This is a genomic window from Streptomyces sp. ITFR-16 (assembly GCF_031844705.1).
In the GTDB taxonomy this organism is placed as follows: domain Bacteria; phylum Actinomycetota; class Actinomycetes; order Streptomycetales; family Streptomycetaceae; genus Streptomyces.
Genome location: NZ_CP134609.1, coordinates 5,337,310 through 5,353,033 on the forward strand (window position 1 = coordinate 5,337,310; position 15,724 = coordinate 5,353,033).

At 70.4% G+C, this 15,724-nt stretch carries 13 protein-coding genes; 6 read left to right on the forward strand and 7 right to left on the reverse strand.

The window, feature by feature from the left end:
• The first annotated feature begins 186 nt into the window (after positions 1 to 186).
• From RLT58_RS23650 to RLT58_RS23660, 3 genes are all read left to right on the forward strand, one after another.
• Positions 187 to 510, forward strand: a complete 324-nt coding sequence (locus RLT58_RS23650; protein ID WP_311312372.1) for a hypothetical protein — start codon at positions 187 to 189, stop codon at positions 508 to 510.
• Positions 507 to 875 carry a hypothetical protein gene (locus RLT58_RS23655; RefSeq protein ID WP_311312373.1) on the forward strand — a complete coding sequence of 123 codons (369 nt, stop codon included), beginning with the start codon at positions 507 to 509 and terminating at the stop codon, positions 873 to 875. Before RLT58_RS23650 ends, RLT58_RS23655 begins: the two co-directional genes overlap by 4 nt.
• Before the next feature lie 99 nt (positions 876 to 974).
• Positions 975 to 1,634, forward strand: a complete 660-nt coding sequence (locus tag RLT58_RS23660; RefSeq protein ID WP_311305621.1) for a hypothetical protein — start codon at positions 975 to 977, stop codon at positions 1,632 to 1,634.
• 653 nt (positions 1,635 to 2,287) lie between these two features.
• Here RLT58_RS23660 and RLT58_RS23665 read toward each other — a convergent pair.
• Positions 2,288 to 2,794 carry a hypothetical protein gene (locus RLT58_RS23665; protein WP_311312374.1) on the reverse strand — a complete coding sequence of 169 codons (507 nt, stop codon included), beginning with the start codon at positions 2,792 to 2,794 and terminating at the stop codon, positions 2,288 to 2,290.
• A 140-nt stretch (positions 2,795 to 2,934) separates the two neighbouring features.
• Here RLT58_RS23665 and RLT58_RS23670 point away from each other — a divergent pair, with 140 nt between their 5' ends.
• Together RLT58_RS23670 and RLT58_RS23675 are read left to right on the forward strand one after the other, a co-directional pair.
• A complete protein-coding gene (locus RLT58_RS23670) occupies positions 2,935 to 5,262 on the forward strand; it encodes an SF1B family DNA helicase RecD2 (protein WP_311312375.1) in 2,328 nt (775 codons plus the stop codon).
• 129 nt (positions 5,263 to 5,391) lie between these two features.
• Positions 5,392 to 6,690, forward strand: a complete 1,299-nt coding sequence (locus RLT58_RS23675) for a citrate synthase (protein WP_266361410.1) — start codon at positions 5,392 to 5,394, stop codon at positions 6,688 to 6,690.
• Between the two features lie 520 nt (positions 6,691 to 7,210).
• Here RLT58_RS23675 and RLT58_RS23680 read toward each other — a convergent pair.
• The 3 genes from RLT58_RS23680 to RLT58_RS23690 all read right to left on the reverse strand — a co-directional run bounded on the left by RLT58_RS23680 (position 7,211) and on the right by RLT58_RS23690 (position 11,022).
• Positions 7,211 to 9,676: a heavy metal translocating P-type ATPase gene (locus RLT58_RS23680; protein WP_311312376.1), complete on the reverse strand. Its 2,466-nt coding sequence runs from the start codon at positions 9,674 to 9,676 to the stop codon at positions 7,211 to 7,213.
• A 105-nt stretch (positions 9,677 to 9,781) separates the two neighbouring features.
• Complete coding sequence (locus tag RLT58_RS23685) at positions 9,782 to 10,087, reverse strand: heavy-metal-associated domain-containing protein (RefSeq protein WP_311312377.1); 306 nt, start codon at positions 10,085 to 10,087, stop codon at positions 9,782 to 9,784.
• Between the two features lie 131 nt (positions 10,088 to 10,218).
• Positions 10,219 to 11,022, reverse strand: a complete 804-nt coding sequence (locus RLT58_RS23690) for a TetR/AcrR family transcriptional regulator (protein ID WP_311312378.1) — start codon at positions 11,020 to 11,022, stop codon at positions 10,219 to 10,221.
• A 183-nt stretch (positions 11,023 to 11,205) separates the two neighbouring features.
• Between RLT58_RS23690 and RLT58_RS23695 the strand changes: the two genes are divergently transcribed.
• Positions 11,206 to 13,488: an MMPL family transporter gene (locus RLT58_RS23695; RefSeq protein WP_311312379.1), complete on the forward strand. Its 2,283-nt coding sequence runs from the start codon at positions 11,206 to 11,208 to the stop codon at positions 13,486 to 13,488.
• A 95-nt stretch (positions 13,489 to 13,583) separates the two neighbouring features.
• Here the strand turns inward: RLT58_RS23695 and RLT58_RS23700 are convergent, their stop codons facing one another.
• From RLT58_RS23700 to RLT58_RS23710, 3 genes are all read right to left on the reverse strand, one after another.
• The gene (locus RLT58_RS23700; RefSeq protein WP_311312380.1) at positions 13,584 to 13,781 is read right to left on the reverse strand and encodes a helix-turn-helix transcriptional regulator; all 198 of its coding nucleotides are present in this window, start codon (positions 13,779 to 13,781) and stop codon (positions 13,584 to 13,586) included.
• 367 nt (positions 13,782 to 14,148) lie between these two features.
• On the reverse strand, positions 14,149 to 14,580 hold the full coding sequence (locus RLT58_RS23705) for a peptidoglycan-binding domain-containing protein (RefSeq protein ID WP_311312381.1): 432 nt from the start codon (positions 14,578 to 14,580) through the stop codon (positions 14,149 to 14,151).
• A 114-nt stretch (positions 14,581 to 14,694) separates the two neighbouring features.
• A complete protein-coding gene (locus RLT58_RS23710) occupies positions 14,695 to 15,621 on the reverse strand; it encodes a sugar phosphate isomerase/epimerase family protein (RefSeq protein WP_311312382.1) in 927 nt (308 codons plus the stop codon).
• Positions 15,622 to 15,724 lie beyond the last annotated feature (103 nt).

A 15,724-nucleotide genomic window follows, 5' to 3' on the forward strand; every position in this document is an offset into this window, starting at 1 on the left:
CCAACTCCCCGTCTTGACGGACGCGCTGTCATCCCCGACCCCCTGGCAGCGTAGCGACGAACGACCCCACTCTGTGATGAGTTCGCTACGGAAAGAAGCGGAGACCTCGAACGAGGAATCCGAGAGACCCCCGCGACCGACGCAACCGGTCCGGGGGCATGGTCACCCCCCAGAAAGCAGGCTGACATGAAGCACGCTATCGCCCGGCTCCTGAAGCCGGCACGGCTATTGCTGGTCTCCGTACGGCGTCGACGGCACCCGCTCGACCCGTACGCCTACGTCTACCCCTACTCCTGTGCCTACGTCGGCGGGCCGACGGCCTACCGCACCGGCGAGCGCCCTCCGCGTGGCGAGGACAGTCCGTTGGTGCGCCCGTACTTCGTGGCGCACGAGCGTCAGGTGGCCGAGCGGCGCGCCGCCGAGGCGAGGCGGCTGCGCATCAGTCGCGAGGGACTGAGGGTCGCCGTGCGCGGCCTGCACCTCGGCCACGTGGGCGGAGTGTCGGCATGAGGACGACCAGTGAACACGCCGACCGCGCCGAGGCCCCCGCCATGCGGCTGTTGCCGTGGACGGGTGAGGGCGGGAAGCCCTGCTACGTCTTGGGCGACGGCACCGGCTACGTGTCGCGCACGGCCGACAACGTGGAATGCGTCCAACTCGGCATGGCGGACGAACTCCTCGGCCACGCCGCCGACCTGCTGGCCGACGGGGAAGTCACCGGGCCGCAGATCCGCTTCCTCGCCGGCAGGCTGACCGAGTCGCTGGGGCAGGTCCTGCGTGTCGCGCAGAGCCGTGGTTCACGACTCGATGCGGCACTTCCGGACCGGTTCGAGGAACGTGCTGCGGAGCATGAACCGGACGCAGACGCTCCGTGAGCCGGCAATCGGCTTGACGAGTCCCCCTGCTGTCGCCAAACCTGTTGACGCGGTTCAGCACCGACGGATGAGGTTTTCCGACAGTACGGGGGCTCCAGGATGGCCATTCCCAGGCCGACCACCAGCCAGTTCGAGGCATTCACCACGAACATGGCCTATGCGCGCAAGATGGTGGACGCGGGGCGCTATCTTGCGCCCTTCCAGCCGGCGACGGTGGACGTGGACGACTTCTACCGCGCGGCCTGGGTGCAGGCGGTGGCGGCCATCGACCACTGGTTCCACGAGGAGCTGTACCGTCGTGTGGCCGAACTGGCCGCCATGGACAGCCCCGACATGCCGCAGCGGCTCCGGAACTACGAGATTCCGCTCCACCGGGTCGAAGCGGTGCGGCGTGGTGACATCGAGCTGGCCGAGGCCGTCGTCGAGCATGTCAAGGATCAGTGGGCCAACGCCTCGCTCCAGAACCCGGGGAAGATCTCCGAAGCGCTGAAGATGGTCACCGACGCGAACATCTGGCAGGGCGCGGCCAAGCAGATCAGTACGTGGCACGGCAACCGCACCACGTACACCGAGAAGACGCTCAAGAAGCAGTACGTCGCCATCACGGACCGTCGCAACAGAATCGCGCACGACGCGGACCTGACGGACGGCGATCTCAAGCAGCGGCGTCCCATCACCGAGCACGACGTCACGGACGCGATCAACTGGATCGACCGCATCGCCCTGGCCGTGGCGTCCGTACTCGACGCGGCGGAGTAGAGCGCACCGCCTGCCGTGCGACGCGCGGCAGGCGGCAGGAACGGACCGTCGCGGGAAGAATCGGCATGCCTCCGGGGCTCCAAGGCGGCTTGTGCGTCCGGGCTCTCGGCGTCCAATTCCTCGTCCTCGCAGAGTGCGGGGCGCAGGGCCGCCTCGACCGCGTCCCCGGCCGGTCGGCACCCCGGGGGCGGGAGCCCGGGGCCGGCCGTTCCGGCGGCGGCCGAGACCGACGGCAAGCTGCACATCGTGGTGCCTGCGCAGCGGTCACGGAGCACCCGGCCCGAGGGAAGCGTCAGGGAGGCCCAGGAGCCTGCGCGAGGCCCGCGAGGCAAAGAAGTTGCCCGGTCGTGCAACCGTTCCGCGCCCTGCCGGGCCGTATCCAGCGTCGCCACCCCGGTCAGCCCCGGCTCCACCTCGGGCGGGGGCGCCTCCTCGGTGGCGGTGACCGTCTCGCCGGCGAACCGCCGCGCGCCCTCCGCATCCGTGTCCAGCAGCCCGGCGACCTCATGGAGCCCGTCGTCGCCCAGCTCGTTCAGAACGTCCTTCCGCGCGGATTCGTCGCTCGTACGAAGAGCGCTACGACGCACGCCCGATGTCGGCATTTCCGCCGCACATCAGCCGTCCGGGCCGTCGAAGGCCCGGTCCCCGAGGACTTACCCGAACGGCTCCCGCAGCGTGCGCGTCCGCTCCCGCCGGTCCTGCCGGAAGTGGCTGACCCAGGTGATCGTGTTCGCCACCACCGACACGGCCACGATGAAGAAGTAGATCCCCGCCGGGTGCCACACCGAGCCGAGCGAGGAGTAGGCCCAGCCGCCGGCTGCGAGGACGGTGTCGCCGGTGCCGGCCGACAAGGAGTGGATCGTGCCGGAGCCGCTGCTCCCGTCGGCGAACTGCCACGATCCCTGGCAGGACGAGGCCGGGCCCGTGATGCCGCCGCCCTTGACGCACGGCCCTTCGCCGACGACCGTCGCGGACCTCCCCGCGAACAGCACGTACAGGGCCGAACGGAAGGGCAGCGCCAGGACGGCGCAGATCGCCAGGGGAGCCCCGAAGATCACCAGCCACTCCTGGAGGGTCGGCCGATTCGGCGGCGCCTCGGGGAGCACCTCCGCACTCTCGTCCGGGCCGTCGTTGTCCGCGCCTTCGTCGTCCGTACTCATACCGTCGCCCCCACTACCGCGTCGTCGTGGTTCACTCCGTTGCCCCTTCCGACGGCGGGGCGCGCACCGCCGGTTCCCGCGAGGGCGTTGGCCGGCCGGCGGACGGCGCGATGTCGGCGCCGCCCGGTACCGTCACGGGCATGTCCTCCACGCCTTCCACGTCCTCCACACCGAACCTGGCCGTCCTGGAAGGCGTGCTCGAACGGATCACGTACGCCAACGAGGAGAACGGGTACACGGTCGCGCGCGTCGACACCGGGCGGGGGAGCAACGACCTGCTGACCGTCGTCGGCTCGCTGCTCGGGGCGCAGCCCGGGGAGTCGCTGCGGATGGAAGGGCGTTGGGGCTCGCACTCCCAGTACGGCAAGCAGTTCACCGTCGAGAACTACACGACGATCCTCCCCGCCACCATCCAGGGCATCCGCCGCTACCTCGGTTCCGGTCTGATCAAGGGCATCGGCCCCGTCATGGCCGACCGGATCACCACCCACTTCGGCGTCGACACCCTCGACATCATCGAGCAGCAGCCGAAGAGGCTCGTGGAGGTCCCCGGCCTCGGTCCGAAGCGGACGAAGATGATCGCCGCCGCCTGGGAGGAGCAGAAGGCGATCAAGGAGGTCATGGTCTTCCTCCAGGGCGTCGGTGTCTCGACCTCGATCGCCGTCCGCATCTACAAGAAGTACGAGGACGCCTCGATCTCCGTCGTGAAGAACCAGCCCTACCGGCTGGCCGCCGACGTCTGGGGCATCGGCTTCCTCACCGCCGACAAGATCGCCCAGGCGGTCGGCATCCCGCACGACAGCCCGGAACGGGTCAAGGCCGGGCTCCAGTACGCGCTGTCGCAGTCCACGGACCAGGGCCACTGCTTCCTGCCCGAGGAGCGGCTGATCGCGGACGCGGTGAAGCTGCTCCAGGTGGACACCGGGCTTGTCATCGAGTGCCTCGCCGAACTGGCCGAGGACCCGGAGGGCGTCGTACGGGAGAAGGTGCCCTCGCCCGAGGGCGGCGAGCCGGTCACCGCCGTCTATCTGGTGCCCTTCCACCGGGCCGAGATCGCGCTCGCCGCCCAGGTGCGGCGGCTGCTGCGGACGCCGGAGGAGCGGATGCCGGCCTTCGGGGGCGTGGACTGGGACAAGGCCCTGAAGTGGCTCGCGGGCCGTACCGGCGCGAGCCTGGCGCCCGAGCAGGAGGCCGCCGTGCGCCTCGCGCTCAGCCGGAAGGTCGCCGTGCTGACGGGCGGGCCGGGCTGCGGGAAGTCGTTCACTGTCCGGTCCATCGTGGAGCTGGCGCGCGCCAAGAAGGCCAAGGTGGTGCTGGCCGCGCCGACCGGGCGGGCGGCCAAGCGGCTCTCCGAGCTGACGGGGGCCGAGGCCTCCACCGTGCACCGGCTGCTCGAACTGAAACCGGGCGGCGACGCGGCGTACGACCGGGACCGCCCGCTGGACGCCGATCTGGTCGTCGTGGACGAGGCGTCGATGCTCGATCTGCTGCTCGCCAACAAGCTCGTCAAGGCGGTGGCACCCGGTGCCCATCTGCTGCTCGTCGGGGACGTGGACCAGCTGCCGTCGGTCGGCGCGGGGGAGGTGCTGCGGGATCTGCTGGCCGACGGCGGGCCCGTCCCGGCGGTCCGGCTGACCACCATTTTCCGCCAGGCCCAGCAGTCCGGCGTCGTCACCAACGCCCACCGGATCAACTCCGGTATCCCGCCGCTCACCCAGGGGCTCAGCGACTTCTTCCTCTTCGTGGCGGACGAGACGGAGGACGCCGGGGTGCTCGCGGTGGACGTGGCGGCCCGCCGTATCCCGGCCAAGTTCGGACTGAACCCGCGCCGCGACGTCCAGGTGCTGGCCCCGATGCACCGTGGCCCGGCCGGTGCGGGCCATCTCAACGGTCTGCTCCAGCAGGCGATCACGCCCGGCCGCCCGGATTTGCCCGAGAAGCGGTTCGGCGGCCGGGTGTTCCGGGTGGGCGACAAGGTCACCCAGATCCGCAACAACTACGACAAGGGCGAGAACGGCGTCTTCAACGGCACCGTCGGCGTGGTCACCGCCCTCGACGTCGACGAACAGAAGCTGACCGTGCTCACGGACGAGGACGAGGAGATCGGCTACGACTTCGACGAGCTCGACGAGCTGGCGCACGCGTACGCCATGACGATCCACCGCTCCCAGGGCAGCGAGTACCCGGCAGTCGTCATCCCCGTGACGAAGAGCGCCTGGATGATGCTCCAGCGGAACCTGCTCTACACGGCTGTGACGCGGGCGAAGAAGCTCGTCGTCCTGGTCGGCTCGCGGCAGGCGATCGGGCAGGCGGTCCGCACGGTTTCCGCAGGCAGGCGTTGCACAGCGCTGGATTACCGGCTGCGGGGAGGTGTGGAAGGAGGATCTGCCGAAAAAATGATCGATCAAATCGGTGGGAAACATCACGGAGGTCTTCCGCAACCGCAGTCAAGGGGGCAGGATGAATAAGTTCGCGGCACTCAGTGCCGCGAGTAGGTCCAATGGACGACCCCGAGTGCACTCTCCTGAGCCAAATGGGGGAGGGTGGAGACAGTCAGGGAACCTCGAAGAAGAGGCACTACGTCGGTGAGGGATGACGTGAGCGAGCACACCAACAACGCTGTAGTACTGCGGTACGGCGATGGCGAGTACACCTACCCGGTGATCGACAGCACCGTCGGCGACAAGGGCTTCGACATCGGGAAGCTCCGGGCGAACACCGGTCTGGTGACGCTGGACAGCGGATACGGCAACACCGCTGCCTATAAATCGGCCATCACCTACCTCGATGGCGAGCAGGGCATCCTGCGGTACCGCGGCTACCCGATCGAGCAGCTCGCCGAGCGCTCGACGTTCCTCGAGGTGGCGTACACGCTCATCAACGGTGAGCTTCCGAAGGTCGACGAGCTGTCGACCTTCAAGAACGAGATCACCCAGCACACGCTGCTGCACGAGGACGTCAAGCGCTTCTTCGACGGCTTCCCGCGCGACGCCCACCCGATGGCCATGCTGTCCTCGGTCGTCAGTGCGCTGTCCACGTTCTACCAGGACAGCCACAACCCGTTCGACGAGGAGCAGCGCCACCTCTCGACGATCCGCCTGCTCGCCAAGCTGCCGACCATCGCGGCCTACGCGTACAAGAAGTCGATCGGTCACCCGTTCGTCTACCCGCGCAACGACCTCGGCTACGTCGAGAACTTCCTGCGGATGACCTTCTCGGTCCCCGCCCAGGAGTACGACCTGGACCCGGTCGTCGTCTCCGCGCTCGACAAGCTGCTCATCCTGCACGCGGACCACGAGCAGAACTGTTCGACCTCCACCGTGCGTCTGGTCGGCTCCTCGCAGGCGAACATGTTCGCCTCGATCTCCGCCGGCATCTCGGCGCTGTGGGGCCCCCTGCACGGCGGCGCCAACCAGTCCGTGCTGGAGATGCTGGAAGGCATCCAGGCCAACGGCGGCGATGTCGACTCCTTCATCCGCAAGGTGAAGAACAAGGAGGACGGCGTCCGCCTGATGGGCTTCGGCCACCGGGTGTACAAGTCCTTCGACCCGCGCGCCAAGATCATCAAGGCCGCCGCCCACGACGTGCTGTCCGCGCTCGGCAAGTCCGACGAGCTGCTCGACATCGCGCTCAAGCTGGAGGAGCACGCGCTCTCCGACGAGTACTTCGTCTCGCGCAACCTCTACCCCAACGTGGACTTCTACACGGGCCTGATCTACCGCGCCATGGGCTTCCCGACCGAGATGTTCACCGTGCTCTTCGCGCTCGGCCGCCTCCCCGGCTGGATCGCCCAGTGGCACGAGATGATCAAGGAGCCGGGTTCCCGCATCGGCCGCCCGCGCCAGATCTACACCGGTGAGGTCCTGCGCGACTTCGTCCCGGTCGAGGGCCGCTGAGCCCCGCACCACCCCCGCACCGCCCCGGCCCTGACGGCCGGTTGCCTTCGCCCCCGACTACCGCGCTTTCGCACAGAGCGCGGTGTCCGGGGCGATTTGCTTGTCCGGGGCACCTTCTCCGTACGCCGGGGTCCTCCCGGAAAGCGAGAAGCGCCCCGCCGTCGATCCCCCCACGGGCCGACAGCGAGGCGCTTCCCATATCCCGGAGCGGATTCCCCCCACGGGATCCGGCCGGGCGTTCTGTGGGAGCCGTAGCTCCTGGGTTCCTCGGTCCTGCTTGTCCTGCGGTCCTGCTCTTCTCTCCTGCTGCCCACGACCTGCGGTCTGCCGGGGTACGTACCGACGGGAGGGCCGCTCAAAGCTCCCCGGTGTACGTGCCCCGGCCCACGCTTGCCCGGAGCATCCCCCAAGACGCTCCACCGGACGTCCCCCAAGACATCCTTGGCATCGCACTCTAAGACTCGCGAACCCATCGAATGGTTACCCTGAAACCGATGTGATCTGAATCTCATTGTGGAAGTTACGTGAAGGACCGCAGGCGCAGGCTGTTCGTCACGACGAAGACAGATGAGAACGCCATCGCCGCTCCTGCAATCATAGGGCTGAGCAGGCCAAATGCCGCAAGGGGTAGAGCAGCAACGTTGTAGCCGAATGCCCAGAAAAGGTTGCCCCTGATGGTGGTGAGGGTGCGGCGGGAGAGACGGATGGCGTCGGCGGTCACCTTCAGATCTCCACGAACCAGCGTCAGATCGCTCGCCTCGATCGCGGCGTCGGTGCCGGTCCCCATCGCCAGGCCGAGGTCCGCGGTGGCCAGCGCGGCGGCGTCGTTGACCCCGTCCCCGACCATGGCGACCGCCCGCCCCTGAGCCTGCAGACCCCGGATGACGTGCGCCTTCTCCTCGGGCAGCACCTCGGCGCGCACCTCGTCGATGCCGACCGCGCGGGCCACCGATTCCGCCACGGCCCGGTGGTCACCGGTCAGCAGGACGGGGGTCAGACCGAGCCGGCGGAGGTCGGCGACGGCCTTTGCGCTGGACTCCCTGACGGCGTCGGCGACTTCGAGGACACCCCGTGCCTCGCCGTCCCAGGCGACCATGACGGCGGTACGTCCCTGGGATGCGGCGTCCGTCACAGTGGCGGCCAGAGCGTCCGGAACCTCGATTCCGGCGTCGGTCAGCAGCCGGAGCCGCCCGACGAGCACGGTGTGGCCCTCGACGATGCCCTGGACGCCGAGCCCGGGGATGTTGGTGAAGTCCTCGGGGGTGGGGTGGGGTGTGCCGGTGAGGTCGGTGGCTGCGGTGGCGATGGCTTGGGCGATGGGGTGTTCGGAGGCGTGTTCGAGGGCGCCGGCGAGGCGGAGTGTGTCGTGTTCGGTGGTGCCGGGTGTGGTGTGGATGGTCTGGAGGGTCATGCGGCCGGTGGTGACGGTGCCGGTCTTGTCCAGCACGATGGTGTCGATGCGGCGGGTGGTCTCCAGGACTTCGGGGCCTTTGATGAGGATGCCGAGCTGGGCGCCGCGTCCTGTGCCGACCATGAGGGCGGTCGGGGTGGCGAGTCCGAGGGCGCAGGGGCAGGCGATGATCAGGACGGCGACGGCCGCCGTGAACGCCGCCGTCACGTCGTCCGTGACCAGCAGCCACACGACCAGGGTGACCAGGGCGATCACCAGGACCACGGGGACGAAGACCGCCGAGATCCGGTCGGCCAGCCGCTGTACCTGGGCCTTGCCGTTCTGCGCGTCCTCGACGAGCCGGGCCATCCTGGCGAGCTGGGTGTCGGCGCCGACGCGGGTCGCCTCGACGACGAGCCGGCCGGAGACGTTCACGGTGGCGCCGGTGACCCCGTCGCCGGCGCCCACGTCCACGGGGACGGACTCGCCGGTGAGCATGGACGCGTCCACCGCCGAGCTGCCCTCGACGACGAGCCCGTCCGTGGCGATCTTCTCGCCGGGGCGCACGACGAAGCGGTCGCCGACGGCGAGGCCGTCGACCGGGATGCGCACCTCGGTGCCGTCGCGCAGCACCGCGACGTCCTTGACGCCCAGGTGCAGCAGCGCCCGCAGGGCGGCACCCGCCTTCCGCTTGGACCTCGCCTCCAGATAGCGGCCCAGCAGGATGAAGGTGACGACGCCCGCCGCGACCTCCAGATAGATGGTCGACGAAGCCTCCGAGCGGGAGGCCGTGAGGTCGAAGCCGTGCCGCATGCCGGGCATTCCGGCGTCCCCGAGGAACAGCGCCCACAGCGACCAGCCGAAGGCGGCGAGGGTGCCGACGGAGACGAGCGTGTCCATGGTGGCCGCGCCGTGCCGCAGATTGGTCCAGGCGGCGCGGTGGAAGGGCAGCCCGCCCCAGATCACGACGGGGGCGGCGAGGGTGAGCGAGAGCCACTGCCAGTTGTCGAACTGGAGGGCCGGGATCATCGCCAGTACGACGACCGGGGCGGCGAGGACGGCGGAGACGGTGAGCCGCTGCCGCAGGGAGGCGAGGGCGGTGTCGGGGGCGTCTGAATTGTCGCCGGGGGTGTTTGCGGCGGGCCGGGTCTGCGGAGTGCGTGACGCGCGTGCGGCGTCCGCGGTGTGCGGTGCGCGTGGCGTTTCCGGGGCCTGCAGTGCCTGCGGGGCTTGCGGTGCCTGCGGGGCTCGAAGGGTGCCCGAAGCGCTCGGGGCGTCCGTGGTGGCCGGTGCGGGGCGCGTGGGCGGCGGACCGGGTGGCGCGGGGGCGGGCGGTGCCGGCGCGGCGCGGTGCACGGGGCGGGCCGTGTAGCCCGTCTTCTCGACGGTGGCGATCAGGTCCGCGACACCGGTCCCCGGCCCGAAGGAGACCCGCGCCTTCTCGGTCGCGTAGTTGACGGTGGCGGTGACCCCGTCCATCCGGTTCAGCTTCTTCTCGACGCGGGCCGCGCAGGAGGCGCAGGTCATCCCGCCGATCGTGAACTCGGCTTCCGAGCTCTCCGCTGCCGGGGTTTCGGCCTCTGTTGCGCTGTGCATGTCCGAACTCCTGAAACGCCGACCGGGCCGTGCCCCACCAGTATCTGCTGGTCGGTCCGGCCCGGCGGCAAAGGGGTGGTGCGGGTGGAGTGGATCCCGATGCGGTCAGGCGCGGCCGGCGAGCTCGTAGCCCGCCTCGTCGACGGCGGCGCGCACGGCCTCGTCGTCCAGGGCGGTGCGGGAGACCACCGTCACCTGCCCGGTGGACGCCACGGCCTTCACCGAGGTGACACCCTCAAGGGCGGAGAGCTCCTCGGAGACGGCGCCTTCGCAGTGCCCGCAGGTCATGCCGGTCACCTGGTAGACCGCGGTCACGCCGCCCTGCTCGGCCGCCGTGCCCGCGTCGTGGCAGGAGCCGCTGGGCGAGCAGCAGGAGCCGGTCGCCTGGGGGAGCTGGGTCTCGGCGGTCATCGTGTTCTCCTCTTCGACGAGCACAAATGGGTGTGGCGGCAGGGGCCCATGGGTCTTCCGGGAAGGCCGGTGCACCTCCACCCTCCACACTTTATACCCCTAGGGGGTATGAATGCGAGCGGCCCCGGCCGCTATCCGCCATTCGAGGGTGCGCTCGCCGGGAGGGACCCCGCGGCGCGGTCGCCGATCATCGGTTCGAGGTAGCGGTGGAGGATCGTCTTCAGCTCCCGGATGTACGCCTCCCGCTCCTCGCCCTCGTGCGCCATGATCACGTCCAGTGCCGCCTTGAAGAGGGTGAAGATCATGGTGGCGACCCGGGCGACCTCGGCGGGAGGGGTGTCCGGCAGGTATCCGGCGAGAACCGCCTCGACGCGGGAGAGCATCGTCGTGTGCACCGCGTCGTGGTCCTGGGTGACCGCCCCGGGGATCTCGGAGCCGTGTATCAGGACCGTGAAGGCCGGATTCTCGCAGTTGAACGCGATCAGCGGGTCGAGGGTGGCGTCGAGCATCCGGTCGAGGGGCAGTTCGAGATGGTCGGCCAGGAAGGCCGCCCCGTAGGTCTCCCGCCAGCGGGTCAGCAGCTGGTCGCCCAGCTCGACCGCGATGGCCTCCTTGTTCGGGAAGAACTGGTAGAGCGTGCCGGGCGAGACCCCGGCCTCGCGGGCGATGGCGTTGGTGCTCGCCGCCGTGTAGCCCGTCGTGCAGAAGACGTTGGCCGCGGCCTTGAGGAGCTGGGCGATGCGGGCCTCGCCGCGGGCCTGGCGCCGCCTCGGCCGGGCCTGCGCGGGCGCGTCCTCTCCGCCCCCGGCCTTCCGTCCGGTCCCGGTGCGGCGCTCGGGGCTCTTCGCGGCCCCGGCGGCGCGTGCGGCTCCGGCCGCTCCGGTGGCTTCCGTGGCTCCGGTGTCCCCGGAGCCTTCCGCTCTGGCCTCCGACACGGTGTATCCCCAGCTTTCGTGTGCGGTTGACAAACGCGAGCGGTCGCTCGCATTCTTATGAAACGCGAGCGAGGACTCGTGTTTGCCAGTGTATGTGGCAACGACTGATCCATGCTGCCCTGTGCGGTCGCTCCGTGCTGCCGCCCTGTGCGCCCGGATCCGGGGAAAAGGGGACATCGCACCATGCCTCAAGTCAACAGCCCGCAGCGCCTCGGGGGCTGGACCCGCTTCGTCACCGCGCGCCCACGGCTCACGCTGCTGGCGGCCCTGGTGATCACCGTGCTCGCGGTCTTCGCGGGCAGCGGGGTGGCCGACCGGATGGGCAGCGGCGGGTGGCAGGCCCCGGACGCCGAGTCGACCTATGCCACCAAGGCGCTGGAGCGCGAGTTCCCCGCCTCCCAGCCCAACCTCCTGCTGCTCGTCGACAGCGGCACCGCCTCGGTCGACGACCCTGCCGTGGCCGCCGAGGCGGCCCGCCTGACCGAGCGGCTGGCCGCCGAGAAGGACGTCGTCGGCGTCGGCTCGTACTGGCAGGACAAGGCGCCCGCCCTGCGCGCCGAGGACGGCAGGCAGGCCCTCATCGCCGCCCGGATCGAGGGGGACGACAAGGCGACCGGGGAGGTGCTGGACCGGATAGCCCCGGCATACCGAGGGGCGCACGGGCCGGTGGACGTCTCGATCGGCGGGCCCGTGGCCGTGCAGCACGAGATGCAGACGATCATCCAGGACGACCTGCTGAGAGCCGAGATGATCGCGCTGCCGGTCACCCTGCTGCTGCTCGTGATGGTCTTCGGCAGCGCGATCGCCGCCCTGCTGCCCCTGGGCGTCGGCATCGTCGCCATCCTCGGGACCAACGCCGTGCTGCGCGGCATCACGGAGTTCACCGATGTCTCGGTCTTCGCCCAGAACCTCACCACGGCACTCGGCCTCGGACTCGCCATCGACTACGCCCTGTTCATCGTGCGCCGGTTCCGCGAGGAGCTGGCCTCGGGCGCGGGGACACGGGAGGCGGTGGGGGCGACCTTGCGCACGGCCGGGCGGACGGTGCTGTTCTCCGCGCTGACCGTCGCGGTCTCGCTCGCCGCGATGCTGGTCTTCCCGCAGTACTTCCTGCGCTCCTTCGCCTACGCGGGGATCGCCGTGGTGCTGCTGGCCGCCGCTGCCGCGCTGATCCTGCTGCCGGCCGCGCTGATGCTCCTCGGCCCCCGGGTCAACTCCCTGGACCTGCGCAAGCTCCTGCGGCGGGGGCGCGGCAAGCCGCGCACCGAGGAGGGGGCCGGCGGGATCGGGTCCGGCGAGGGCGGGGCCGTTGCGGACGGGGCCGGCAAGGGGTGGGGCCGGCTCTCGGCCCTGGTGATGCGCAGGGCACCGGTGTTCGCGGTCGCCACGAGCGTGGGCCTGGTGCTGCTCGGACTGCCCTTCCTCGGAGTCAAGTTCGGTACGGCGGACGACCGCCAGCTCCCGGCCGCCGCCGAGTCGCATGTGGTGCAGCAGCACCTCAGGGACGGCTTCCCCGGCAGCCCCGGCGGGGGCCTCGACGTTCTCGCCGAGGGCGACGCGACCCCCGCCCAGCTCGCCGAGTACCGGGGCCGGATCGCCGGCCTGCCCGGGGTGCTGCGGGTGGACGGCCCGGCCGTCGAGGGGGAGTCCGCCTACTTCAGCGTGCTGGGGGACGGGGAGCCGGTGGGCGAGCAGGCGCAGCGTCTTGTGAAGGATCTGCGTGCCGAGCCCGCCCCCTTCGACACCTCCGTGACCGGGACGGCCGCCGTGCTGGTCGACTCGAAGGCCGCCATAGCCGACCGGCTGCCCTGGGCGGTGGGCATCATCGCCGTCGTCACCCTGCTGCTGGTCTTCCTGCTGACCGGAAGCGTGCTGATCCCGGTCCAGGCCGTCGTGCTCAACGCCCTGAGTCTCACGGCGATGTTCGGAGCGGTCGTCTGGGTCTTCCAGGACGGGCATCTGTCCGGGCTGCTGTCCTTCACCAGCACCGGGGACATAGAGACGACGCTGCCGGTCCTCATGTTCTGCGTCGCCTTCGGCCTCTCCATGGACTACGGGGTGTTCCTGCTCTCCCGGATCAAGGAGGAGTACGACAGGACCGGCGACCACGAGCACGCGGTGGGCTTCGGGCTGCGGCACACCGGCGGGCTGATCACCGCGGCGGCCGTGATCCTGGCGGTCGTGATGGTGGCCATCGGGACGTCACGGGTGACGAACACCAAGATGCTGGGCCTCGGGATCGCGCTCGCCGTGCTGATGGACGCGATGGTGGTCCGCAGTCTGCTGGTTCCGTCGGTGATGAAGCTGATGGGCCGGGCGAGTTGGTGGGCGCCGGCACCCCTGAGGGCGTTCCACCGCCGCTTCGGCCTCAGCGAGGGCGAGGCGGCGGCCCACCCGGAGACCCCGGAGCCGCCGGAGGCCCCCGGACCCGCGCCCGAGCGGGACAGGGTCACCAGCGGGGCCTGAGCGGGGGCCGGACAGGGGGAAGGCCCCGTACGGCGACGAGTGGGTGTCGCTCGCCGTACGGGGCCTGGCGGAAAGGGGAAAAGGGGGGACGCCGGTCAGTCCCGGCGGCCCCGGTTGCCCGGGCGGGCGGCGACCCAGGCCCGGATGGTGTCCGCGTACCAATAGGGCTTACCGCTCTCCACGTGGTCCGGTGACGGGAGGAGCCCGTGTTTGCGATAGGAGCGGACCGTGTCCGGCTGCACCCGGATGTGCGCGGCGATGTCCTTGTAGGACCAGAGCGCTTTGTCCGTCATAAGAGCCACCTCTCTGCACCGCAGCGGCGGCCTGGGGGCCGTCGGGGGAGCTGCGGCGCGGACGCTGACGATCACTCAGCCTGTGCTGTGGTGAACGACGGCCGGTGAGGACGGGGTGGGGCTGTCGAGCGCCTGTGACGGAAAACCCGCGTAACGGAGATATGTGTGACGAGGAGGTGATCTCTGTGACAGAAGGCATGCATTGCGCCCAAAGGGGCGTGCGGAAGGGAAGAGGCACCGGAGGGCCCACACGCCTGGTGAGACGCGTGAGCCCGGTGTTGTGCGGGGGACCGCTGCCCCGACAAGCCGACGGCCGCGCGGGCGCGAACCGTCACACGGGCGCGAACCGTTACGCGGGCGCGACTTGTTACGCGGTGGTGCCGGTCCCGCGCCAGAGGGCGGCCCAGGTGTCCGCGCCGACCAGGCCGTCCGGTACGAGCGGCGGGTGCTCGGACTGGAAGCGCCGGACGGCGTCGAGGGTGACCAGGCCGAAGGTGCCGTCCACCGCCTCCCACGGCAGATAGCGCCGGTTGGCCAGCATGCACTGCACCTGGAAGACGCGGTCGCCCTGTTCACCGAACAGGGTCAGGTCGTCGCCGTCGTAGAAGGCGCACACGGGGCTGGAGCCTGCCGGCGGCACATCGTTCGCGTCGGCCGAGGCGCCCGGTGCCACGGCGAGCGCGGTGACCAGGGCGGCGGTGACCAGGGCGGGGACGGTCAGGGCGAGAGCGGGGGCGGTGCGGCCGGGGGCGGCCGGGGCTCCGGCCCTCCGGCGGAACGGCGACTTCTGACGGATCACGTGACGTACTCCTCGCACGGTGGGGGTGGGCTTCTCACCGGGACAACACCCCGCACCGCCGTCACGTCACTGCCGGAGCCGTCCGGGTGTCGGGCGGACGAGCCCGTCCGGGTGTCAGGCGGCCGGCGGCAGGCCGCCGCAGGAGCGGAGGAACTCCCGGGTGCGGCGGGCGATCGGGAAGGGGCGGTCGGGCGGGCACGGATACATGTCCTGCTCGACGATGGCGAACAGGTCCACGTCCAGCCGGCGGGCGGCGGCGAGCACGGGCTCCAGGGCCGGCACCCCGCCCGGCGGTTCGCACATCACGCCGCGCGCCACGGCGGGCCCGAACGGCACCTCGTTCGCGACCACGTCGGCCAGGATCTCCGGGTCCACCTGCTTGAGATGCAGATAGCCGATCCGCTCGCCGTAGGTCTCGATCAGCTTGACGCTGTCGCCGCCGCAGTAGGCGTAGTGCCCCGTGTCCAGGCAGAGCGAGACCAGGTCCGGATCGGTGGCGTCGAGGAAGCGGCTGACGTTCTCCTCGCTGTCGATGTGGGTGTCGGCGTGCGGATGGACGACGATCCGCAGTCCGAAGCGGTCCTGCACCTCGCGCCCCAGCCGTTCGGTCTGGGTGGTGAGGTGGCGCCACTGCCCGGCCGTGAGCGTGCGGTCCTCCAGCACCTCGCCGGTCTTGTCGTCGCGCCAGAAGGACGGGATGACCACCAGATGGTCCGCGCCCATCGCCCGCGTGAGGGCCGCGATGGCGGCGACATGCGCCCAGGTCCGGTCCCAGAGGTCCGGACCGTGGTGCAATCCGGTGAAAACGGTGCCCGCCGAAACGGTGAGCCCGCGGCTGCGGGTCTCGTCGAGGAGGCGGGCCGGGTCGGTGGGGAGGTAGCCGTAGGGACCGAGCTCGATCCATTCGTACCCTGCGGCGGAGACCTCGTTGAGGAACCGCTGCCAGGGCACCTGCCGCGGGTCGTCGGGGAACCACACCCCCCAGGAGTCGGGCGCTGAGCCGATACGGATACGGGCCGGGGCGGACGCGGATGAGGTCATACCGGCCAGCCTCGGGGGCCCGGGAGACGAGTGTCAAGCATTCGTCCGTATGTCCGTACAAATTATTGACAGCGGTCCCGGGCAGGAGTTAGACCGGAGACCG